Below are 22382 nucleotides of genomic sequence, written 5' to 3' on the forward strand. Positions count from 1 at the left end.
GTGACACTTCGAATCAGTGCAGAGGACAGGAGGGCCGATGAACGCCCACAATTCCCAGCCGAACCAGTTCGGCTGGCTGGTCACGGACTTCACCGAACGAGTTCCGGGCGTGGCGCACGCCGTGGTCGTCTCAGCCGACGGGCTGCTGCTGACCGCGTCCGCGAAACTGCCCACCGACCGGGCCGACCAACTCGCAGCGGTCGCATCGGGGCTGCTCAGCCTCACCCAGGGCGCGGCGCGCTGCTTCGAAGCCGGGACTGTGAACGAGACCGTGGTCGAAATGGAACGCGGCCTCATGCTGCAGATGGCGATCAGCGACGGCTCGTGCCTGACTGTCCTGGCCGCGCCGCATTGCGACATGGGGCTGATCGCCTACGAGATGGCTTTGCTGGTGGAACGCGTCGGACAGATCCTGACCCCGGAACTGCGCTCCCAGTTGCAGGGAACGAATCGTGTGATGACCGGCCAGTCGGTGTGAGGACGGCATGAGCACAGGTCCGGACGCGTCCGGGCGGCACCGATGGGACGACCGAGAGTCGCCCGAAGCTGACGCCATGGCCGAGGTCTTCAACCGGTTCACCCTCGACAGTGGCCGTCGCGGGCGACGCCGCAAGCGTGCGCGCGACGAACCGGAGCCGCAGGGCCCTCCACAACATGCGGCGGATCCGCCTTGGCCGTCGGCCGAACCGGCTGAAGCGCTGGCCATGTCGGCACCCGAGGAAGCAAGCCCTCCGGAGCCCGAATCCACAGCGACCTACATCCGGCCGTATGCCTGGACCGGCGGGCGCACGCGATCGAACCACCGCCTGGAACTGGAAACCCTGGTGTCCACCAGCGAGTCGTGCCACCCGGCGCGGCTGCAGCGGCTCGAACACCATTCCATCGCCGAACTATGCCGGCACCCGCGTTCGGTGGCCGAGGTCGCGGCCTTGCTCGACGTTCCGCTCGGCGTGGCGAAGGTCTTGCTCGGCGACATGGCCGACATCGGTCTCCTAACCGTGCACCAGACGGTGAACGAAAACGGCAGCACGTCGCACTTGTTGCTGATGGAGAGGGTTCTGAGTGGGCTTCGTCGGCTCTGAACCCCGCAGCGCGGGTCTCGTGGAGGAGCGCGCAAACCGCAAGACGCCAGCTTGACTCGATTACTGAGGTGGGCAGACATGACTCCTGAAACGCGACCCCGACCTGTGCACACCGGTCGGTCCACGACCGCGACCTCGGCGAAAATCGTCGTCGCGGGTGGCTTCGGAGTCGGCAAAACGACATTCGTGGGTTCGGTGTCGGAGATCGTGCCGCTGACCACCGAAGCCGTGATGACCGAGGCCAGCAAGGGCATCGACGACCTGCACGCGACGCCGAACAAGAACACCACGACGGTCGCCATGGACTTCGGCCGGCTGTCGCTGGATTCGGATCTGATCCTCTACCTGTTCGGCACCCCCGGCCAGCAGCGCTTCTGGTTCATGTGGGACGACCTGGTCCGGGGCGCGATCGGCGCCGTGGTGCTCGTCGACACCCGGCGCCTCGCGGACTGCTTCTCGGCCATCGACTTCTTCGAAGACCGGCGGCTGCCCTACATCGTGGGGCTCAACTGCTTCGACGGGACCTTGCTCCACCGGGTCGAGGAGGTGCGCGAGGCCATCGCGATTCCGCCCGACGTCCCGATCGTGACCTGCGACGCGCGAAACCGCGAATCCACCAAGCAGGCGCTGATCAGACTGGTCGAGTACGCCATGCAGTGGTGGATTCGCCGCACTGCTTAGCCGTTGCAGCATGGGAACCTTCCTGTCACCTCAGGCACGAAAGTCCCCTTCCGCACGCTATCTGTCGCCCTGCAGCCCACCGTCCGGCGAGGTGTAGGGGTTGGGGTTCTGCTGCTGGAACAACGAATCGTCGACTGTTTCGGCGGCCTTGTCCTGTTCGCTACCCAAAGTCACCTCGACTTGCCGCGGGTTGCCACCGGCGGAGTCCGCCACCGTGAGGTTGATCTTCGAGCCCGGTGCGTTGGAGCTGATCTGGGCCACCAGGTCCGAGAAGCTGCTGACAGCCCGGTTTCCGACCTTGACGATTGTCTCCCCCGTTTTGAGCCCCGCCTTGTCCGCGGCAGAACCGGGAACGACGGAACTGATGGTCGCCGCGCCCGACTGGCCGTTGGTGCCGGTGACACCGAGTTGAGGCTTCGTCGCCACCCCACCACTGATGAGCTCGTTCGCGACGCGGCTTGCCGTGTCGATCGGGATCGCGAATCCCAATCCGATGTTTCCTGACGCCTTGCTGTTGGACACGATGCTGGTGTTGATGCCGATCACTTGGCCGTCCAGGTTCACCAGCGGGCCGCCTGAGTTTCCGGAGTTGATCGAAGCATCGGTCTGGATACCGTTGTAGATGACGGGCCGACCGTTCTCCCCCTGCACATCGACAGTTCGGTTCAGGGCGCTGACGATGCCTGAGGTCACCGTTCCTTCCAGCCCCAGTGGGGAGCCGATGGCGACGACGGGCTGCCCGACCGCCAGCGTCGAAGATTTGCCGAACTCCGCAGGTGTGAGCCCGCTGGCGTCGTTGAGTTTGATCACAGCCAGGTCGTAGGAGGGTGAAGTGCCCACGACGCTCGCGGTCCGCGTTGTCCCATCGGGCAGGGTGACCGTGATCTCGCCGCCTGAGCCGATCACGTGGTTGTTGGTCAGCACATAGCCGTCCGGGGTGAGCACCACGCCGGTCCCTTCCGAACCGCTTCGGGCTCCGCGAACGGTGATGTCCACTGTGCTCGATGACGCCTTGCCCGCCGCGAACTGTACGGTGCCGGCCTGTGCGTTGATCTGGGTGCCGGTGACAGGATCGTGCTGCGCGATCGCGGAGTTGGTGCCTCCACCGTCGGCAATGAGCATCCCGCCTCCGACCCCGACACCCCCTCCGACCACTCCAGCGATCAGCGCGGCCGCGACCACGCCTTTCCAACGTCTTGGCTCACCTGTTCGAGGATTGGCCGGGTAGGTGCTCGCCGCGCCCGGCAGCGGTCCGGGCGCAGGGCCGAATGATGCAGTGGGAGCGGTTTCCGGCCCCGGCGTGTGTTGCGTGCCATCTCCGTACTCCGGCGATCCGCCGGAACCAGCTGCTGTCATGCCGTCAACCGTGCCGCGCGAAGCTGAGAACTACCTTGGCGCGAGCTGTTGACTTCGTCGGAATTCACCCCCAGCGGCCGAGCCGCGGAATGGGAAGCATGGGAACTTTCCTTTCACCGGATGACAGGAAAGTTCCCATGCTCGAGGCATGGAACCGTGCGGCGGAATGGTCGAGCACGACACGGGGCCGAAGGTGGACGAAATCAAATGCCCCGGTCTCGGCGCCCGGGATAGTGCTCCGCATGCGTACAACGATCACCACGAACTCAGCCATGCCGTCCACCGGTCGGCGGGTATTTCGCGTCGTCGAACTGGAGAAGCTCGGAGTCTCGCAGTCGACGTCCTATCGCCGGGCCCGCCCCGGGGGCCCTTGGATGCGGCTCGCTCCCGGTGTTCTGCTCATCGTGCCTGGGCCGCCGACGGTCCAAGATCGCATCAACGCAGCACTGTTGCGTGCCGGGCCCGGCGCCATGATCACCGGCCTCCAGGCCGCTCGCCTCCTCGGCTTGGAAACTCCTCCGGAAGATGCGGACATTCACGTCCTGATCCCGCACAGCCGGAAGATCCAGAGCTATCCCGGAACGAACTTCGAGCGCACCACCCGTCTACCGGAACCCGTTCTCGTCGACGGCATTCCGGTCGCACCACCGGTGCGTGCCGTCATGGATGGTGCCCGCACTTGGCAGACCTGGGCCGTGACCGAAGCCCTCCTGGTCGAGGCTATGGAGCGCAGGAACCGCTGCAGGCTGGATGACCTGATCGTCGAGATGGAGCTCGGCAGCAGGCGAGGGACAGCGGTTCCGCGTGCGATTCTCCGCGCATTCAGGGGCACGACCACGCCGTTCCCGGGGTTTCCGTCGCGTGCCGCACCGCCGGCGGGTCATCACGAGCGGGAGGCGGCCTGAAAGATCCACGGCGTTGGCCTTGGGGCTGGTGCTCGACGGGTTTCCGAGGCAGCATGCCAGGCATCGACCGCTGTCGTGGGAGGTGCTGTGGCGAGCGCTGGACAACCACCGGTTCTGGTCACTGCCCGCCGGATCGTCACCATGGCCGACGAGCCGTATGTGAACACGGCTCGGCCTGCTCTGGCGATCCAGGGCGAATGGGTCGTCGATGTCGGTGACCTCGGTGACCTGCGCCGCCGCATGCCCGGAGCCGACGTCGTCGACTTCGGTGACGCAACGATCGTTCCTGGCTTCAACGACGCCCACCAGCATCCGACCATGACGGCCGCGAACCAGCGGGGCGTCGATGTGTCCACGGCCAGTTCTCGGGCGGATCTTCTTGAGATGCTCAGGACCCGCGCTCGCGACACACCTCCTGGGCAGTGGCTGCTCGGGACGCGCTACGACCACGGACGGTCGACCGGCGGCACGCCCCTGACTCGGTCGGATCTCGATGAGGTCACCGATGCCCACCCGGTGCTTTTGATCAACATCGGTGCGCACTGGGGTGTGCTGAACTCGGCCGGCCTCGCCGCAGCGGAGCTGTCCGACGACAGCGTCCCGCCACCCGGCGGCGAGCTCACCAAGGACGCTGCAGGTCACGTCACCGGGGTGGTGCACGAACAGGTGTTGTTCGACCTGGCGTATCCGTCGCTGTCACGAGGTCGCCCGGTACTGCCCGATCAGGACCTCGAAGCGGCGTTGGCGCAGTTGAAAGGCACTCTCCGGGCGCTGAACGCCGCGGGAATCACGAGCGTCGGCGACGCGATGGTCGGCCCGGCCGAGCTGTCGCTGCTGCAGGAGGCTCATCAGCGCGGCGAGCTCACGACGAGGGTCAACGCGCTACTCACCTACCGGCATGTCGACACGTTCCACGCTGCCGGGCTGCGCACTGGTTTCGGCGACAACTGGCTCCGGATCGGAGGTGTCAAGGCGTTCGCGGACGGTGCTGTCGCCGGTGGCACCTGCCTGGTCGAGGAGCCTTTCGAAGGCACCGATGATCACGGTATCCAAACACTGGGTACCGACGAGCTCAACGAGCTGGCGTTCCGCGTGCACGCAGCAGGTTCACGGCTTGCGATCCACGCCAACGGCGACCGGGCGATCAAGCTCGTTCTCAATGCCCTCGAACAGGCACGGGCGGCACACCTGGCAATCAAGACCGCGCACCGGATCGAACACTGCAGCATGGTGGATGCGGAAATCCTGGTGCGGATGAAAGCCCTGGATGCCATCGCGGTTCCGTTCGGCAGCTATGTGGCTTTCCACGGCGACAAGCTCCTCGACTACTACGGCGCAGACCGGTTGGAGCGGATGTTCGCGCACCGCAGCATGTTGGATGCGGGTGTCGCTGTGGCCGGCTCGAGCGACTTCCCATGCGGGCCCTTCGAGCCCTTGCTCGGACTTGCCAGCTGCGTCACACGGCTCTCCACGGCCGGGCGAACTGCTGGGCGAGTCCTTGGAGCGTCGCAGCAGATCAGCGCGCGGGAAGCCCTCGCGATCTACACCACCGGTTCGGCTCACGCCGCTGGCGAGGCCGCGTTCAAGGGGCGACTCGAGGCCGGCAACCTGGCGGACTTCGTCGTGCTGTCCGACGATCCCCTTGAAAAGGATCCGAAGCACTTGCCCGATATCGACATCCACGAAACGTGGGTCGGCGGCCAGGCGGTCTGGCGCGACGAGGAGGATCCGTCATGACTCTCGAAGTGACGGCCTTGGCTTCGACCAACAACGAGCGCGACGTCATAGCCGGACGAAGCGCCATGTCCTGATTGGAGAGAGCATGGGAACCTTCCTGTCACCCACGCCTCGAAGGTTCCTTCGCTGAGTCGGATTCAACGGCCGGAGGGATATGTGCTCAGGAAACGAAAATCACTGTGGTGGCTGTTGGGTCCCGTCGTGCTCTACTTGCTAGCGCTTCCGCTTTACAACCGGATCGAACCGGTTGTTCTGGGGCTGCCGTTCTTCATGTTCTGGACGCTGATTGCGACTTTGCTGACACCGGCGTGCATCTGGCTTGCCGCCCGCAAGGATCCGCTGTGGCGAAGCGACCGGCAGCGTACGCGAGGTGATGACGAATGAGCACCAATGCTGCGGTGTCGGTGGGCATCTTCGCCTTGTTCATGCTCGCCGCAGTCGCCTTGGGCCTGCTTTCGCTGCGTGGCCGCGATCGCACGAACCTCGCCGAGTGGTCGGTTGGTGGCCGAAGCCTCGGTGTCGTGCTGATCTTCGTGCTCATGGCGGGCGAAACGTACACGAGCTTCAGCTACCTCGGCGCCGCCGGCTGGTCCTACAACTACGGGATGCCGGTGTTCTACCTGCTGGCTTATCTCGCGATCGGCTTCGCTGTCGGATACGTCGTCGGACCGATCCTGTGGAACTACGCCCACCGCAACAATCTCCACAACATCACCGACATCACCGCGTACCGCTTCAACTCGCCGTGGTTCGGGGCCGCGGTGGCGATCCTCACCACGGTGTTCCTGCTGCCGTACATCCAGCTCCAGATCACAGGAATGGGTGTCGTCGTTTCGACGATCAGCTACGGCACGATCGGCCTGGGAGCTGGATACATCATCGCGTTCGTGGTGACCGAGGCGTTCATCATCTTCTCCGGTCTTCGCGGTAGCGCCTGGGTGTCCATCCTCAAGGACAGCCTGGTGATCATCACGCTGCTGGTCGTCTTCATCTACGTGCCGGTGCATTACTTCGGTGGCCTCGGCCCGATGCTTGATCGGCTCGTTTCGGAACGCCCTGAATGGCTTGTGCTGCCGGGCCATGGCAAGGAGTCCTTGGGCATGCTGTGGTTCGCCACGACAGGGCTACTCAACGGTGTCGTCTACACGATCTTTCCGACCACTGTGGCCGGTTACCTGGGCGCCAAGAATCCGGGCGTATTACGCCGCAACGCGCTCATTATGCCCTTCTACCAGGTGTTGCTATTCGTTCCGATCCTCCTGGGCTTGGCCGCGGTGTTCGTCGTCCCAGGGCTCGACGATTCCAATCTGGCGATGTTCAAGCTCGTCGTCGACTCGATGCCGGCTTGGCTCGTCGGGCTCGTCGGTGTCGCCGGCGCGTTGTCGTCGATCGTTCCGATGGCCGTCTTCATGCTCGTGATCGGCACGATGTGGGGACGGTCCGTCCTGGGCGTGCATCCCCGGACAGCGCCGCACCAGAAGCAGCTGTCTCAGCTGGTCACGTTCGTCGTCGGGTTGGTGGCACTGCTGTTCACGTTCATTTCACCGAGCACCCTGGTGCAATTGTCGGTCCTCTCGTATCAAGGGCTCGCGCAACTCCTGCCGGTGGTCCTCATCAGCTTGCTTTGGAAGCGCATGTCGACCGCGGCGGCCGCGTCCGGGCTCGCTGCCGGGGTGGTCGTCGTCGCATTGCTCGTCATCACTGGAAACGACCCGTGGCTCGGCATCAACGCTGGTCTGCTCGGACTCGCCGCGAACGTCCTGGTCAACGTCGCGGTGACGCTCGCCCGCCCCGCAACCACACCGCCGGAGCGACTCGCCGGGGACGAGCTGACCGAAGAAGCCCCGGTTCGGGCCTGACCAACGAAAGCATGGGAACTTTCCTGTCATCGTGGCAGGAAAGTTCCTATGCTTTCAGCGTCTGGTCAGTTGATGCTGGGCGCGGATTCGGAAACCCCGAACCGGCCGCTTGCGATCGGGTTTCCGCCGATGTCCACGGGGCCCGACGGCACCGGCTTGGCCGTCGGGCACCACTTCTTGGCGATCTCCCATGAGGCGTTGATCAGGGCCTCGGCGTGTGCGAAGGAATACGGCGAGAGACCGGCCACCGACGGGGCTGGCACAACGTAGAGCTCACAGCGCGTCGCGTTCAACTGCAGGTCGAGCCGTGCCGCGGACACCATCGCCGCGCCGAGCGCCGCACCGTTCACTCCGCCGACCGACCGCGGTGGCGTCTTCGGCGGCGGCCAGGTCGCGATCGAACCGATCCCCCGCCTGCGCTGGCTGAACTCGAAAGGCTCGGTGCCTCCGCACGGGAGCACGTAAACGCGCTCTGCCCCGCGCTCGACGGCGCGACTGACCGGCATGAACGCCGCTGGGCCACCGTCCACCAGCCAGCGGTCGCCGACCTTCACCGGCGGGAACATGCCGGGAATCGAGCACGAAGCCACCAGCGGAGGAAGTGCAGGGCCGCTCTCGAAGTACACCGGATCACCGGAGTCCAGATCCGTTGCGGTCACGGTCACCGGGATTTGCGCGTCTTCCAACCGGCGGAACGGCAGGTTGTTGTGCAGCCAGCGCGCCAGCCCGTGATTTCCCATGACGTGGTTAGACAGCCCGATCTTCCCTGCGAGTATCCGGCTGGGCTGGATCGGGAAGACATCTGTGCGCCGCATCGACACCCACAGCTCGCGGAGCTTCGCCGCCCCACGCGGTGTTGGGTCGCCGGCGAGCCATGCCGCGTTCAGCGAGCCTGCAGAGGTCCCGACGAGTAGGTCGGGCTCGATACCGGCCTCGAACAATGCCGTAACCAGGCCGGCCTGGATCGCCCCGAAGGTGGAGCCACCCGGCAGGACCCATGCCGTGCGCATCAGCAATGTCCCTTCTGCGTTCGTCTTCTTCCGAGGCTAGCCGCGCACACTCGCAGCACACGTCAGGCGTCGCCGGGATCACCTCGACGGCGCTGCCGTTTTACCTCCGCACGCCGCTTCTTACCAGCGAGACGACGTTGCTGCGAACCCTTGGTCGGTTTGGTGGGCCGACGCTTCGGGGCAGGCGGGGTAACTGCCTCGGCGAGCAGCCTGGCCATCCGTTCCCGAGCGGCCTGGCGGTTGGCGAGCTGTGCGCGATTCTCGGAGGCTGCGATCGTGAGCACGCCGTCGACGAGGCGGTGGGCGAGGCGTTCCATCGCACGTTCCCGCAGAGGTTCTGGGAGCGACGTCGAGCGCGCGAGATCGAAGGACAGTTCGACCCGCGAGTCCGTTGTGTTGACGCCCTGCCCTCCAGGGCCGGAGGACCGCGAGAAGCGCTCCGAGAGCTCGAGCGCAGGGATCGTCCAGCGGCGGGTGACGGGCAAGTCTGCGGGCATACCAGTCAGCATGCCTCACACTGTTTTGGCCGGTCCTACGGCTGCACCTCGCCCGCTAGAACACCCCGACTCCCTTTCGAGCTGGCAGATCGAAGGCTGGAGCATGGGAACCTTCCTGTCACGCTCTGACAGGAAGGTTCCCATGCTTTCAAAGCTGGCCGCGGGGCTACTGGGCCGGGCGCCAGCCGGTCACACCGCCGGGAACCGGGGCGTCGGGGGCGTATGGCGTGCGGGTGAAGATGAACGTGTTCAGGTCGAGGTGGGTGGGCACACCGTCGCCGTTCCGCCCCACGCGCAGGATTTCGCCCGAGTAGTAGCCGTCCAGCCCGGTCCAGGTGCCATCCGGGTTGGCGCGGAATCGGGATGCCCGCCCGCGCCCCTGCCACGGCAAGAGGTCGAGCAGACCATCGCGGCGCACCCGCAACACGTAGGGCGTCGGCCCCCAGTACCACTGGCCGGTGAGCTCCAAGAGTCGCAAGTCCGCGTCGCCGCGTGGTTCCCACGGGGCCGGGATTCGAGGCTCGTGCTTCGCGAGCAGGTCCAGCAGGTCGGTCGCGAACAGCCCCGTGACACCCGCCGTGGTGTTGGCCATGAAGATCACCCCCGTGTTCTCGGCGGGGTCTGCCCAGACGGACGCCAGGAATCCGGGCATCGATCCTGAATGACCGGCGAGCCGACGTCCGCCATGCCGCAGCAGCTGCAGCCCGAGTCCGTAACCGCCTCGCCATTCGGCGCCGTCGTCGACCGACGCCGGGGATCGCATCTCGGCGACGGTATCCGGGTGCAGCACGTGGCCGCTGTCGCCGATCACGAAACGCGCCCACCTAGCCATGTCGTCGAAGGTCGACCAAAGCTGGCCGGCAGGGGCCATTGCTCCCGCGTCCTCGGCGGGCTCGGGAAGCACCACGTCCGCCCACGGGTGCACGGCGAATCCCTCCGCGTGCGGCGCGACCGGGCTGAGCGTGGTGCGCTTCATCTCGAGCGGCTCGAGGATCTCGCGTTGCAGCACCTCGCCCCAAGAGGCTCCGCGCAGCCGCGACACCAGCTCCCCCAGGACACCGAAACCGACATTGGAGTAGTGGAAGCCGTGGCGAGGCGTTGGGCGCAGCGCGGTTTCGTCGATGCTGGCCACGAGTTCCTCGGCGCTGCCGCCTGGGGTTCGCTCCCACCACTGCCCGGCGGGTTCCGCGGTCAAGCCGCTTGATTGCGAAAGGATTTCACCGATGCTCCGCTTGCCGATCGAGGTGCCCGGAATGTAGTCGTCGAGCTTGTCGGCGAGGTCGAGGCGGCCTTCGTCGCGCAAGCGCATCACGAGCACGGCGACGAAGGTCTTCGTGATCGAACCGACCCGGTACTGGGTGTCCGTTGTGGAGGGCCGGCCGCCGACCTGCCCACGGCTGTCCACCCAGATCGTCTCACCGTCGCGGATCAGCCCCGCGATCAGTGATGGAACACGGTTTTCACTCTGCTCCACGGCCAGGCGACGCAGGAGGGCTCTCTGGGTGGAGGGCAGCAGACTCGTCATGCCCCCATGCTTCCACCCGTGTGAAAAGCGGTGTTGAAGCATTCGGAGTCCCGCGACCGGCCTGCGGCTCGGGTGCGAGTGACAGGAAGGTTCCCATGCTCGCACCGAAACCGGTCAGCGGCGGGTGCGGCGGTTGACTCCTCGGGAGATCCCGGTCGTCTCCACCGGGAACCGCACCGGGAGCTTCCCGAGCAGGACGAGCACCAGGATGAGCAGAGCGAGCACGATCCATCCGCTCCATCCCAGGAGCCCCGTCGACGCGTTGTCGACCGGGTGCCCGGCCATGCTGAAGACCGTGCCCAAACCGGCCGCCGCGTTGAGGAATCCGTGCGCGATGACCGCCGGCCAGACGCTGCGCGACGCGAGCCTGAGCCAGCCCAGCAGCGTTCCCACCAGGGTGCAGAAGCACACCATCATGATGAACGCCACCACGATCGGCAGCGTCGGATAGTTGTAGCCGAGGATCAGGACCGGCGCGTGCCACAGGCCCCACAGCACGCCGGTCGTCAGGAACGCGCCGGGCTGCCCGAGGGGCAGCAGCGCCTGGGTGAGGTAGCCCCGCCAGCCCAGTTCTTCACCGAGCGCGGGGATGACCTGCAGCCAGCCCAGCCCGAAGACCGCGGCGATCTGCGTGAGCGCGAGCATCCCCGGCGACGTTTCGGGCTCCGCGCCCACCACGGCGGCCCCGAACTGCTCGGCCAGCCCGGAGAAACCCGTCCAGTCGGCCTGGTACACCCCGAGCAGGTAGCCCACCATCAGCGCGAGGGTCGCCACCAGCGGCGGCCCCAGCCAGGCGATCAGCGCGTAGGGCCACCACTTCTTGATGCCGCCGGGGTTGGTGATTCCCAGCCCGCGAAGCACCTTCGGCCGCGGGCTGATCCACTTGGTGACCACCAATGCCGCAACCGCCGGCATGAACATCATGAGGAAGAGGACGAGGGGCGCCCAACTCCACGACAGTCCTTCACCGGTCAACCAGAGCGGCAGGGTCAGCAGCCACGCCGGCAAATAGGCGATTGCGACGAAACTGACAACGCCGCGGACGTCCACTCGGTTCTGGTCAGTGCTCACTTCGCCAGTTTGCCAAACCTCGCTGAGAGCCAGGCCCTCCAGGCAAGGGGGCTCCCGTCGCACGAAACGGCGGGAGCTCCTTGTGCACGTACATTGCCGGTGACGGATCACACGCGACAGCTCATCGAGCTCACTCCTTTCGGACGATCGCCCGCAAGATGCGGATCGCGCTCACGACCGAACCGGGTCCCAGAGCGATGCCGAGGAACACGTACGACGACCAGTCTCGACCGCCCCACACGCCCCAGACGAAAAGCGCGATCGACACTGCTAAGTGGACGGCGAGGAACACGACCCTCGTGACCACGCGCTTCAGCGGAGCCAACGCGACTCCCGCGAAAAGCGCCCCCAATAAGATGAAAAGCTCGAGAACAACGAAGAACACGGTTCACCGACTATGTGCGGGATCTGGATGGTGCATCCCGTCCGCGCAGAACGTCATGGCGACATAGTCCTTCAGGCCTGATTAGAGATCAAGATTGATTCCCAACACATTCGCCAAGGCATTCGCATTACTGCAATCACGACACGAACGAACCCCTATGACGGTACCTCGACCGCCGTTTTTCTTCTCATGAAAAAAGCCCGTGCTCACGGTGTGAGCACGGGCTTCATGCCTGAGCAGTGTCAGGGTCAACTGGGCAGAGCCGCCGGCGGCAGGCCTTCGTGGACCTTGGTCATCGCGGCGAACCAGGTCCGGGCCGGCACCTTGCCACCGTAGATGTTGCCGCCGTTCTTCCCGCACAAGTACGGGGGCGCGTCACCGCCGCCGTCGCAGATCCCCTGGGGGGTGCTGCCGTCGGCGTAGGTCAGGACCGCACCGGCCATCTGGGGAGTCGCAGCGAGGAACGCTGCCGACTGGTGCGCCTGGGTCGTCCCGGTCTTGCCGATCATGGGCCGATTCCAGCCGACGCTCTGCGCTGCCTGACGCGATGTGCCGTCGGTGTCGTCCTTGCTCATACCCTGCGCCAAGGCCGCCGCCACCTGCGGGGACACCGCCTGCTCGCATGCGGCCTCGTTGAGCTGCAGCGGGTTGCCGTGCCGGTCCTTGATCTCCTCGATCGGCGTCGGCGGGCAGTAGACACCGCCGCTCATGATCGTCGCCCCGACGTTGGACAGCTCCAGCACGCTCGTCGGGGTGTAACCGAGCGTGAATGCGCCTCGGTTGCCCTTCTTGATCACGTCGGCCTGGGACGGGCCGTTCGAGCCATCGGCTTTCAGGGGAAGGCCGCTGGAGTTGACGCCGTTCATGCCGACCCGCAACCCGAGGCGCGCGGCCATGTCCACAACGTTGTTGAGGCCGGCCCGTTCCGACAGCGCCACGAACGCCGTGTTCGGCGACGTGGCCAACGCCATCTGCAGCGTCCTCGGCCCCGGCTGCACGCCGTCGGCGTTGGAGACGGTGTACGGCGCGGTGCCGTTCTTGTACACGCGAGAGGTGTAGGACGGTGGCACGTCGATCGTGTCGTAGACGCTCATGCCCTGCTCGATCGCGGAGGCCGCGGTGAACACCTTGTAGACCGAGCCTGCGCCGAAGGGCTGCACCCGGCTGACGATGTCGTACGCCGTCTGGCCCTTGCTCGCGTCGTTGCCGTAGTCGCGGTTGGCGACCAGCGCCCGCACCTTGTGCTTGTCCTTACCGGGCTCGACCATCGCCATCGCGTTGGCGATGCCCGCGGTCTGGGTCGGCACCTGGGCTTCGGCGGCGGCCTTGGCCGCGTCGGTGGCCTTGCGGTCGAGCGTCGTGCGGACGGTGTAGCCGCCGGTCTTCAGCTTGTCCTTGTCGATGCCGAGCCGGTTCAGGTAGTCCGTGACGTAGGTGCAGAAGAAGCCGTCGGTGGCACCATCACCGACGCCGGCGCAGCCGTTCGGCGGCCGGCCGAGCGGCGACATCACGCCGAGCGGTTCCTGCTTGGCCTTCTCCGCGTCTTCCTTGGTGATGCGGATGTTGTTGCTCGGGTCCGTCATCAGGTCGATCACGAGGTTGCGGCGCTGCATCGCGTCTTGCGGGTTGCTGTTGGGGTTCAGCGAACCGGGCTGGTTGACGATCGCGGCGAGCAGTGCGGCCTGGGCGATGGTCAGCTTGTCGGACGTGGTGCCGAAGTAGGTCTGGGCAGCCGCGCCGACGCCGAATGTCTGGTTTCCGAACGGCACCACGTTGAGGTATCCGGTGAGGATCTCCTCCTTGGTCATGGTGTGTTCGAGTTCGACGGCGATCTTCGCCTCGCGGAGCTTTCGGGCGATCGTCGATTCCTTGGCCTTCTCGGCCTCCACCTCGGAGTCCGCCGCGACGTGCACGAGGTAGTTCTTCACGTACTGCTGGGTGATCGTGGACGCGCCCTGCGCCGCCTCACCGCTGCTGACGTTGGTCGCCAGCGCGCGCATGGTGCCGTGCCAGTCCACGCCGCCGTGGTCCCAGAAGCGCTTGTCCTCGACCGCGGTGATCGCGGCCTTCATGGTGTCCGAGACCTGATCCGGCGACGTTTCGATGCGGTACTGGTCGAAGAAGTACGCGATGGGTTCGCCGTCCTTGTCCATGATGGTGGACACCTGCGGCATGTCGCGCCTCGCCAGGGAACCCGACATCTTCGACATGGCGTCGGTCGTCTGGTTGACCATCGCCCCGGCCCCGGTGGCCATCGGCAGCAACAAAGCCGCCACCAGCACACCGGCCAGGACGCACAGCCCGAACATCTTCAACAGCACGCCGCCGCGCACGCCAGCCCCAATCACCAAATGTCCACCCGACTCGACCGCCGATCGCAGGGCCCACCTGGGGCCCGCCCCCGCTCGTCCAACGATCGGCCCGGGAGCGTCCCGTCGGCATCGGCCGACGCCCGCTTCTCCCTAGCTGTCAGTCGATTCGTTGATATCACATCCGCCGATCCGCGCGGCGTTGCACCGAACGGCCGAGTCTTCACCGACAGGCCCGCGTTCCCGGCCTGGATCACTACACTTGGTGACCACCGGAGTCGATCACCGCGGAGGAGAAATGACCGACCCGTTCCTGGATTCGCTGGCCACAGCGCTCGCTGGGCAAGCCGCCACCGCGCTCGGCGCTGCCGGAAAGCAGGCGTTGGAAAAGGTCCGCGACCTCCTGCGCCGGAGGTCTCAGAACGATCCGGAGACGAGGGCCGCGCTCGAAGCCGCCGAACAGGATTCGGCGGGTCAACCGCAGGTGAAGGCCCTGGCCGAACGACTGGACCAGGTTTGCGCGGAGGACGCCGAGTTCGCGGAGGAGCTGCGCACGGAGGGTGCCGAGGTGCACGAGGAGATCTCGGCCGCGGACAACGCGGTGGTCAACGTGAACCGCGGTGAGGTCAAGAACCTGATTCAGGCGCGCACCATCGAGGGCAACATCACGTTCAACTAGCGCGGCGATCCGACTTGTTCAGGTCGGCCAGGTACTGGTTGTAGGCGGCGAGCTCCGGATCGTCCTCCGCACCGACCGGCGGCGCCGGCGGCGGCACCAGCGGCCGCTTCCGGTGCACGGCCGGCTGGGCCTCGACCTGCGGCGCGGCTTCTTCCCGGGGCGCGGTCTCCGCAGCTTCCGGCTCCGCCTCGTCCCGGTCCCGGTGCGCTTCCATGCGCATCAGCCGGACCCACAGGAAGATCGTGAACACGCCGAACAGCGGCCACTGCAAGGCGTAGCCGAGGTTCTGGAAGCTTCCCCCTGCTTCGTGCGCACGGTCCCACTGCCACACGGCAAGGAAGCCGGTGGCGACCGTGGCCACGACGAAAAGCGCGTGCAGAAGCAGCCAACGCGGGGTCAACAGGCTGCGGAACACACCCCGAATTCTAGGCCGTCCCGAACGACCGGGCGGCCGGGTGTCGTCACGGGCTGTTCACCCCGATCGCCCGGGGCCGGATTCGCCGATCCGCTGAAGCGCGATTCGGTCGGCTGAAATTCCACGAGATGTGTCCAACCACACACCACAGATCTTACGCGTGGTGACAGGAAGGGAACCTTTCTGTCACCACGACCGCCCCGGCTCGCGGGGCGAGTGACAGGAAGGTTCCCATGCTGCAGCTTTCCGACCGGCGGGCAGCGGCGGGTGACAGAAAGGTTCCCTTGCTCTCAACCCCGCCGGCGGTGGGAGGCGGCCAGGGGTGTGCCGATGGCGATGAGGATCGCCGCGACGGCGAAGGTCACCGGATAGCCGGACAGCGTGACCAGGGCGCCGAAGCCGATCGAGCCGAGGCCCTGGCCGGCGTCGTACGCGATGTTCCACGCGGTGCTGGCCACCCTGGACTCCGTGCGCTCGAACATCACGACCAGGGTGATGTTCTGGACCGCGCCGAACCCGGCCCCGAAGGCAGCCGCGCCGACCAGGGCCACCGGGTCCGCACCCCACGCCGAGACCGCGAGCAGGCCCGTGCCCAGGGCGGCCAGCAGCACGGCGGGCACCAGAACCCTGTTGTGCCCGAGCCGGTCGCCGAGCTGTCCAGCGGCCCACCGGCCGAGCATCGTGGCGGCGCCGAAGGCCAGCAACGCCGCTGGGGCCACCGATCCTGCGATGGCCAGCGGCAGGAACGCCGTGAGCCCGCCGGCGGCGATCGCGGCCGTGGTCATGACGGTCCACGACGGCAGCAGCGCCAGCGGGAACGCCGAGGTGCCGGACCGCTCCACCACCTTGGCCCGCACTCGCGACATGCCCAGCACCGCCGCGGTCGCAGCCACCGGTAGTGCCCCGGCGATCCAGAACAGCGGGACGAAGCCGATCGTCTGCGTCAGCCACACGCCGGCGGGCAGGAAGAGAACGTTCGGCAGCCCGATCGACAACCCGTAGAGCCCAGCCGCCCGCCCGCGTTGCGCAGCGGGCACGAGCTCGGCCACCAGGGCGGCGCCGGTCACGGTGAGAAGGCCGAAGCCGACTCCTCGCAAGCAGGAGACGCCGAGCAGCAGCCACAGCTCGCTGGACAGCGCGTACAGCGGGGTGGGCAGGCCGATCAGCATCGTGCCCAGCGCGAATGCGATTCGGTGGTCGATGCGCTTGAGCAGCCATGGCATGCCCAGCTGGGTCAGCACGGTCACGAGCATGAAGACGGCGTTGGTCGCCCCGGCCGCAACTTCACCCGCACCGCCCGCGACCGCCCACAGCGGGAGGACCGGCACCAGCAGCACATATCCGGCGAAACCGCCGACGGTCGCTACCAGGAGAAGCCGAAAAGACCGGTGCTGCAACGCCGTCCTGTCCTTGGCGGGGGATTCAACCGAGACTCGCACGAGTTCTTGATAGGCCTCGTGGCCATGCTTTGTCCATCCGGTCCAAGAAGTCCGAGATGCGCACTCATGGCCGATTGTGGCTTTCGTCAAGATCGGTTTGGCTTGGGCCGTCACTGCGACGGCGAGGAGTTCCTGCATGAATCGGATGCGAGCACTGGCACTGGCGGCGGCGGTCGCGGGATCGGCGTTCGTTCCCGCGGCGGCCACCGCACCGCTGACGGTGGCGGCCCCGCCGCCGTGCAGCGAGGAGCCCCGGGAGAACCCGATCAGCGAGTTCACCAGCCACGACGAGCTCCTCGTCGAGCTCGACCGGATCGAGCGGGTGAGCGCGGGTCGCGTCGCGGTGGAAACCGTCGGCGAATCCAACCGGGGCCGCGACATGCTCCTCGCGCGCGTCGGTACCGGTCCGAAGGTCGTGCTCGTCACAGCCGAGATCCACGGCAACGAGAAGACCGGGCCGGATGCGGTGCTGGACCTGCTCGACTTCCTGGGCACCTCGGATTCCAGCCGGGCCGAGCAGATCCGCGAGCAGCTGACCGTGGTCGCGATGCCGAAGATCAACCCGGACGGAGCCGCGCTCGATCGCCGCGGCAACGACATGACGTGGCAGGAGGTGCAGGCGCGCTTCCCGCAGCTGGCGGCCGCGCCACCATCCTGGAACTACTACACCGAGCCGCGGCAGGGCGACGACTACACGCAGCGGCCCGGTTTCGACGTCAACCGGGACTACAACCCCGACCTCGACTACCAGCCGCAGCCGCAGGACTTCCCCGGTAGCAGCGACCGGCCAGGCTGGTTCATCAGCCCGGAGACGCAGACGGTGCGCGATGTCTACCGCTCGCTGCAGGCCGAGTTCGGCGCGGTCGACACCTACATCGACCTGCACCACCAGGGCGCCTGCTACACGGTTCCGGGTACCGACCGGTTCGTGACCTTGAGCCTGTCCGGCAAGTTCGTCGCCGACCCCGCCACCCCGGAGGGCGCCGCGTACGCCGAGTTCGCCGACACCTTCCGGCCGGAGTACTCCAAGCAGCTCAACGTGGCCGCGTACAACGCGTTGCAGGCCGCGGCCAACCGCAATCCGGAATTCGGCAACATCACCCTCTACCCGCAGGACACCAACCTGCCGGGCACCGGCCTCGGCACGTTCCAGCTCAATGGCAGCGGCGCGGTGCTGTTCGAGGTTCGCGGCCAGACCCAGACGCTGGGCGAACAGCATCGCGCGATGCTGACCCGAGCCGTCTACATCGGACTCGACGGGATCCTCTCGTCGGTCGCCAGCGGCCAGGTCGAGCACCTCGACCCCGCCGCCTACGACCGCATCCCGCCCACCGACCGCGGCAAGCAGACCATGACCGCCACCACCGACATCGAGAACTGACGAACCCGGCACACGACCCTCGACGCTCGCCGGCTGCGTTCCTGCGCGGCGGCGAGCGCCGTTCGTTCGATACCGGATGCCCTCTGGAAAATCCCTGGTCACAGCGCCTGCCCGGCTGGTGGGTGACAGGAAGGTTCCCATGCTCGCATCAGGTTTCCGGCGGTTGCCGGGGTTTGGTGGTTCGGATCGCGAGCTGGGCACATGCCACTGCGGCCAGCGCCGCCGCCGCGAGCGCGAAGGCGACCGTGCTGAAGGCGGTCACCGCTTCCGGCCCACTCGCTGGCGCCAGATCCAGGTAGATCGCGCCGAAGGCGGCGACGCCCACGGCACCGCCGATCTGCAACGTGGTGTTGAACAGTCCGCTCACGTCCGGTGCGTGGCGGGTTTCGACGACGCTCGTCAGGTGGTCGAGCGTGGCGCTGAACGCCGCTCCGTACCCCAGCCCGCCGAGGCCGAGCAGGACGATCAGCAGGGGCCCGTTGGCCGTGGCGGCCCACCACCGGCCCGAGCCGATTCCGGCGAAGGCGGCGGCGAGCAGCAGATTCCCGGCCGGTGCCGCCGATCTCCTCAAGCGTGCGGGCATCCGGCCGAGCAGCGGGCCCGAGACGCCGAAGGCGGCCACCCAGGACACCAGGACCAGCCCGGAATAGGTTGCGCTCTCCCCCAACCCTTGCTGGAGGTGGAGCGCCAGCACGAACAGCAGCGCGAAGTACGTGGCCCGCACTGTGGTCTGGGCGACCATCGCCCACGCCACCGGTGCCCGCCGCAGCAGGCCCAGCTCGACCAGTGGCCGAGCGGCGCGGCGCTCAACCACGACGAACAGCGCGAACGCGGGCGGACTGGCCGCCAAGCACAACCGCATCCACATCGGCCAGTCCATCTCCCGCCCCAGGATCATCGGGCCGATGAACAACGCGAGCGCCGCGGCCAAGACCGCCGCTCCTGCCAGGTCCAGTCGCTCCATGCTGCGTCCCCGGTCCGCGGGAAGGAAGAACCAGGCGGTCACGAACAGGGCCGCGCCGATGGGCACGTTGATCAGGAAGACCGGGCGCCACCCGGTGCCGAACAGGTCCGCGGAGACCAGCAGGCCGCCGAGCACCTGCCCGATCACCGCACTGCCCGCGAGGGTCACCGCGTAAAGCCCCAGCGCTCGGGGGCGTTCGTCGTCCCGGAAGTTCAGCTGGATTCCGGTCAGCACCTGCGAGGTCATCAACGCCGCCCCGGCGCCCTGCACGATCCGCGCGCATATCAGCAGAAAGGGTGTTGGCGCGAGCCCGCAGCCCAGCGACGCGAGCGTGAAGACCGCTAGGCCGAGCAGGAAAATCCGCCGGTAACCGCGCATCTCGCCCAACCGCGCGCTGGTGATCAGCAGCACCGCGAAGCTGAGCGCATACCCGGAGACGATCAGCTCCAGCTCGGCGCCCGAGGCGGCCAGGTCATCGCGGACCGACGGCGCGGCCACGTTGACGATGGCCACGTCCACGTTGCCGAGGAACATCCCACCCAGCAGCGCGGTGAGCTGCCCGCTGGAGCCGCGCCGCCGCGACGCCGTTTCGGTCATCGAGTTCCTCTTCACCATGTCCCGGCCTGATGCCTGGCATGAGTGAATCGGAGCGCGACGACAGATGCTGGCGAGCTTCGGACACGGAAGTCCGGCTCAGCGCAGTGGGGCTCAGTTCCCGAGTTCGTCGAGCGCCGCCTGCGCCGCGGCGAGCTCCGAGCGAAGTTGCTCGACGCGCAGACGCTGCTGTTCGCGAGCGGCGTCGATCAGCGGTTCCACCGCTGCCGCGACGTCGTCGTGCAGCGCCTTCGCCGCTTGCGCAACCGCGTTCGCGGCGACGGGTGTCGGGCGCACGACGCGCTTCTTGCCGGCGCTGACCTCGACGCTCCACTGGCCGTCCTGGTCCGCCGTCAGCGTCACCGTCGCCCCGCCGATCGGCTTGGCCTGCCGTGGTTTGCGGCGTGCCGCCGACTCCGCAGCCGGCTTCGCCGACGCAGCGGCCGGAGCCGCGGCGGCCTTGGGCTTCGCCGGCGCAGCAGGCTTCACCGCGGCGGCGGGCTTCTCCTGCGCCGCCGGTGGCTTCGCCGCAGCTGGAGCCGATGCCGGGGTGGCAGGGCGTGGCTTCGCGGCCGGTTTCGCCGGCGGCTCGGGTGGCGCCGCTTTCTTGCGAGGTGGTTTGACCTTCGTGACCTCCGCGGCCGAGAAGGACAGCACGTCCTTCGAACCGGCCGGGCGGACCTGGATGAAGTCGCCCTCGGCCGGTTCGCCGAGCGCGACGACCTTGCCGGAGCGGCCTTCCTGGACGCCCACGGCCGAGCCGGTGAACCACACCGTCGGCGTGGTTCCGGCGTTCAGCTCTTCGCGGATTCCGTGCAGCTCATCGGACGACAGCGGTGACATCGCCACCCCTTGCTCAAGGGTGAGCCCCTTCGGGGCTGTTAGACAGTGACGCCACCACTATATCGAACGCCCGTGCGAAGCTTCAACGGGATCGGCCGGCGGTCGTCTCGTAGTCCGCCAGGTCGGCCTTCCGGGTGCGCTGCCAGTACTTCCAGGTGAATCCGGGCCAGATCGTGCGGTTGACGCCGTTCTCGTCGAGGTACCAGCTCCGGCACCCGCCGGCCGACCACACCTCGTCGGCCAGTTCCGCCTGGATCTCGGTGTTGAAGGCGTCCTGCACCGACTTCCGCACATCGATCTGCCCGATCTCGTCGCGGCAGATCGGCCGCAGGCAGCTGAGCACGTAGTTGATCTGCGACTCGATCATGAACACCACGGAGTTGTGCCCGAGCCCGGTGTTGGGCCCCAGCAGGAAGAACAGGTTCGGGAAGCCGGAGACGGTCATGCCGAGGTAGGCCTCCATCCCGTTGCGCCAGGCGTCCTGCAGCTTGCGCCCGTCGCGGCCGACGATGCTCAGGTGGTCGAACGCGTCGGTGACGTGGAAGCCGGTGCCGTAGATGATCGCGTCGACCTCGTGCTCTTCGCTGTCACCGGTGACCACGGATCGCGACCGGACCTCGGCCACCCCGCTGGTCACGAGGTCCACATTGGACCTGTTGAGCGCCGGGTAGTAGTCGCTGGAGAGCAGGATCCGCTTGCAGCCCATGGCGTAGTCCGGGGTCACCGCGGCGCGCACCTTCGGGTCCTTGACGGCCTTGCGGATGTACCGCTTGGACAGCTGCTCGGCGAACTTGCCGAGGCGGCGGTTGAACACCGCTAAGTAGCGCGCTTCGAGGGTCCAGTACAGCGCCGCGCGGGCGGCCCGCTGGACCAGCGGGACGTTGCGGAACAGGCGCTGCACCGACTCCGGGAGGGGCCGGTCGGGCTTGGGCTGGATCCACGGCGGGGTGCGCTGGAACAGGTGCAGCTGCGCCACTTCCTTGGCGATGCGCGGCACGAACTGGATGGCGCTCGCCCCGGTGCCGATCACCGCGACCCGCTTGCCCGCCAGGTCGAAGTCGTGGTTCCACTCCGCGGAGTGGAACACCTCGCCCTCGAAGCCTTCCACGCCGGGTAGTTCCGGGTAGCTCGGGATGTGCAATGCGCCGACACCGGACACCAGCGCGCGACCCTCGTACTCGGTTCCGTCCGCAGTGGACACCGTCCAGGTGTTGGCGTCCTCGTCGTACTCGGCGCCGGTGAACTCGACGCCGTAGTGGATGTGGTCGCGGACCCGGTACTTGTCGGCGCAGTGCTGCAGGTAGTCGGAGATCTCGCCCTGCCTGGCGAACATCCGGGACCAGGACGGGTTCTGCTCGAAGGAGAACGAGTACATCAGGGACGGCACGTCGCAGGCGCAGCCCGGGTAGGTGTTGTCCCGCCAGGTGCCGCCGAGGTCGGCGGACTTCTCCAGCACGATGAAGTCACTGATTCCGGCCTGCTTGAGCCGGATCGCCATCCCGAGCCCGGAGAAGCCGGTCCCGACGATGATCACCGAGGTCCGGTATTTGCGCTGGTCCTGCGTTTGCCGTTGCACCATCAGGTCCTCCTCCGACACCGGAACGACTGACTACCCGGCAGTAGCTTACTACGAGTAGGTTACTTGCGGTA

21 protein-coding genes are annotated in these 22382 nt (G+C 67.0%); 9 read left to right on the top strand and 12 right to left on the bottom strand.

From position 1 onward, the window contains the following. Positions 1-37 precede the first annotated feature (37 nt). The 3 genes from AC07EQ_RS22485 to AC07EQ_RS22495 all read left to right on the top strand — a co-directional run bounded on the left by AC07EQ_RS22485 (position 38) and on the right by AC07EQ_RS22495 (position 1763). Positions 38-478, top strand: coding sequence for a roadblock/LC7 domain-containing protein (locus AC07EQ_RS22485; protein ID WP_093270958.1), 441 nt, complete (start codon positions 38-40; stop codon positions 476-478). A gap of 76 nt (positions 479-554) precedes the next feature. Continuing rightward, positions 555-1082, top strand: a complete 528-nt coding sequence (locus AC07EQ_RS22490) for a DUF742 domain-containing protein (RefSeq protein ID WP_478389873.1) — start codon at positions 555-557, stop codon at positions 1080-1082. Positions 1083-1160: 78 nt separating this feature from the next. Beyond that, a complete protein-coding gene (locus tag AC07EQ_RS22495; RefSeq protein ID WP_132491265.1) occupies positions 1161-1763 on the top strand; it encodes a GTP-binding protein in 603 nt (200 codons plus the stop codon). Between the two features lie 57 nt (positions 1764-1820). On the opposite strand, the gene AC07EQ_RS22500 is transcribed toward AC07EQ_RS22495, so the two are convergent. After that, a complete protein-coding gene (locus tag AC07EQ_RS22500) occupies positions 1821-2885 on the bottom strand; it encodes a S1C family serine protease (protein WP_478389874.1) in 1065 nt (354 codons plus the stop codon). A 476-nt stretch (positions 2886-3361) separates the two neighbouring features. Here AC07EQ_RS22500 and AC07EQ_RS22505 point away from each other — a divergent pair, with 476 nt between their 5' ends. From AC07EQ_RS22505 to AC07EQ_RS22520, 4 genes are all read left to right on the top strand, one after another. Then, positions 3362-4024, top strand: a complete 663-nt coding sequence (locus AC07EQ_RS22505; RefSeq protein WP_478389875.1) for a hypothetical protein — start codon at positions 3362-3364, stop codon at positions 4022-4024. 87 nt (positions 4025-4111) lie between these two features. Next, positions 4112-5761, top strand: coding sequence for an amidohydrolase (locus tag AC07EQ_RS22510; RefSeq protein ID WP_478389876.1), 1650 nt, complete (start codon positions 4112-4114; stop codon positions 5759-5761). A gap of 156 nt (positions 5762-5917) precedes the next feature. Then, entirely contained in the window at positions 5918-6145 is a 228-nt protein-coding gene (locus tag AC07EQ_RS22515) for a DUF3311 domain-containing protein (RefSeq protein ID WP_478389877.1), read from the top strand. A gap of 14 nt (positions 6146-6159) precedes the next feature. After that, positions 6160-7620: a sodium:solute symporter family protein gene (locus AC07EQ_RS22520; RefSeq protein ID WP_478389878.1), complete on the top strand. Its 1461-nt coding sequence runs from the start codon at positions 6160-6162 to the stop codon at positions 7618-7620. A 65-nt stretch (positions 7621-7685) separates the two neighbouring features. Here AC07EQ_RS22520 and AC07EQ_RS22525 read toward each other — a convergent pair whose 3' ends face one another. The 6 genes from AC07EQ_RS22525 to AC07EQ_RS22550 form a co-directional block, all read right to left on the bottom strand. Next, positions 7686-8630 (bottom strand): patatin-like phospholipase family protein, encoded by a 945-nt coding sequence (locus AC07EQ_RS22525; RefSeq protein WP_478389879.1) that lies wholly within the window; start codon positions 8628-8630, stop codon positions 7686-7688. Between the two features lie 62 nt (positions 8631-8692). Next, positions 8693-9127 carry an alternative ribosome rescue aminoacyl-tRNA hydrolase ArfB gene (arfB, locus tag AC07EQ_RS22530; protein ID WP_478389880.1) on the bottom strand — a complete coding sequence of 145 codons (435 nt, stop codon included), beginning with the start codon at positions 9125-9127 and terminating at the stop codon, positions 8693-8695. A gap of 166 nt (positions 9128-9293) precedes the next feature. After that, positions 9294-10652: a serine hydrolase domain-containing protein gene (locus tag AC07EQ_RS22535; RefSeq protein ID WP_478389881.1), complete on the bottom strand. Its 1359-nt coding sequence runs from the start codon at positions 10650-10652 to the stop codon at positions 9294-9296. A gap of 114 nt (positions 10653-10766) precedes the next feature. Next, positions 10767-11723 carry a CPBP family intramembrane glutamic endopeptidase gene (locus tag AC07EQ_RS22540; protein ID WP_478389882.1) on the bottom strand — a complete coding sequence of 319 codons (957 nt, stop codon included), beginning with the start codon at positions 11721-11723 and terminating at the stop codon, positions 10767-10769. 130 nt (positions 11724-11853) lie between these two features. Next, complete coding sequence (locus AC07EQ_RS22545; RefSeq protein WP_478389883.1) at positions 11854-12108, bottom strand: hypothetical protein; 255 nt, start codon at positions 12106-12108, stop codon at positions 11854-11856. A gap of 248 nt (positions 12109-12356) precedes the next feature. After that, on the bottom strand, positions 12357-14417 hold the full coding sequence (locus AC07EQ_RS22550; protein ID WP_478389981.1) for a transglycosylase domain-containing protein: 2061 nt from the start codon (positions 14415-14417) through the stop codon (positions 12357-12359). A gap of 298 nt (positions 14418-14715) precedes the next feature. Here AC07EQ_RS22550 and AC07EQ_RS22555 point away from each other — a divergent pair, with 298 nt between their 5' ends. Next, positions 14716-15096 carry a hypothetical protein gene (locus tag AC07EQ_RS22555; RefSeq protein WP_397530815.1) on the top strand — a complete coding sequence of 127 codons (381 nt, stop codon included), beginning with the start codon at positions 14716-14718 and terminating at the stop codon, positions 15094-15096. Here the strand turns inward: AC07EQ_RS22555 and AC07EQ_RS22560 are convergent. Together AC07EQ_RS22560 and AC07EQ_RS22565 are read right to left on the bottom strand one after the other, a co-directional pair. Next, positions 15089-15511, bottom strand: a complete 423-nt coding sequence (locus AC07EQ_RS22560; protein WP_478389884.1) for a hypothetical protein — start codon at positions 15509-15511, stop codon at positions 15089-15091. The genes AC07EQ_RS22555 and AC07EQ_RS22560 overlap by 8 nt on opposite strands. Positions 15512-15801: 290 nt before the next feature. Continuing rightward, positions 15802-16950: an MFS transporter gene (locus AC07EQ_RS22565; protein ID WP_478389885.1), complete on the bottom strand. Its 1149-nt coding sequence runs from the start codon at positions 16948-16950 to the stop codon at positions 15802-15804. Positions 16951-17086: 136 nt separating this feature from the next. Here AC07EQ_RS22565 and AC07EQ_RS22570 point away from each other — a divergent pair, with 136 nt between their 5' ends. Continuing rightward, a complete protein-coding gene (locus tag AC07EQ_RS22570) occupies positions 17087-18331 on the top strand; it encodes a M14 family zinc carboxypeptidase (RefSeq protein ID WP_478389886.1) in 1245 nt (414 codons plus the stop codon). Positions 18332-18479: 148 nt separating this feature from the next. On the opposite strand, the gene AC07EQ_RS22575 is transcribed toward AC07EQ_RS22570, so the two are convergent. From AC07EQ_RS22575 to AC07EQ_RS22585, 3 genes are all read right to left on the bottom strand, one after another. Then, complete coding sequence (locus AC07EQ_RS22575) at positions 18480-19892, bottom strand: MFS transporter (protein ID WP_478389887.1); 1413 nt, start codon at positions 19890-19892, stop codon at positions 18480-18482. Positions 19893-20003: 111 nt separating this feature from the next. Continuing rightward, complete coding sequence (locus tag AC07EQ_RS22580) at positions 20004-20732, bottom strand: DUF6319 family protein (RefSeq protein WP_478389888.1); 729 nt, start codon at positions 20730-20732, stop codon at positions 20004-20006. Positions 20733-20814: 82 nt separating this feature from the next. Next, positions 20815-22311: a flavin-containing monooxygenase gene (locus tag AC07EQ_RS22585; RefSeq protein ID WP_478389889.1), complete on the bottom strand. Its 1497-nt coding sequence runs from the start codon at positions 22309-22311 to the stop codon at positions 20815-20817. Positions 22312-22382 lie beyond the last annotated feature (71 nt).

It is taken from the genome of Saccharopolyspora sp. NPDC045839, from assembly GCF_056431645.1.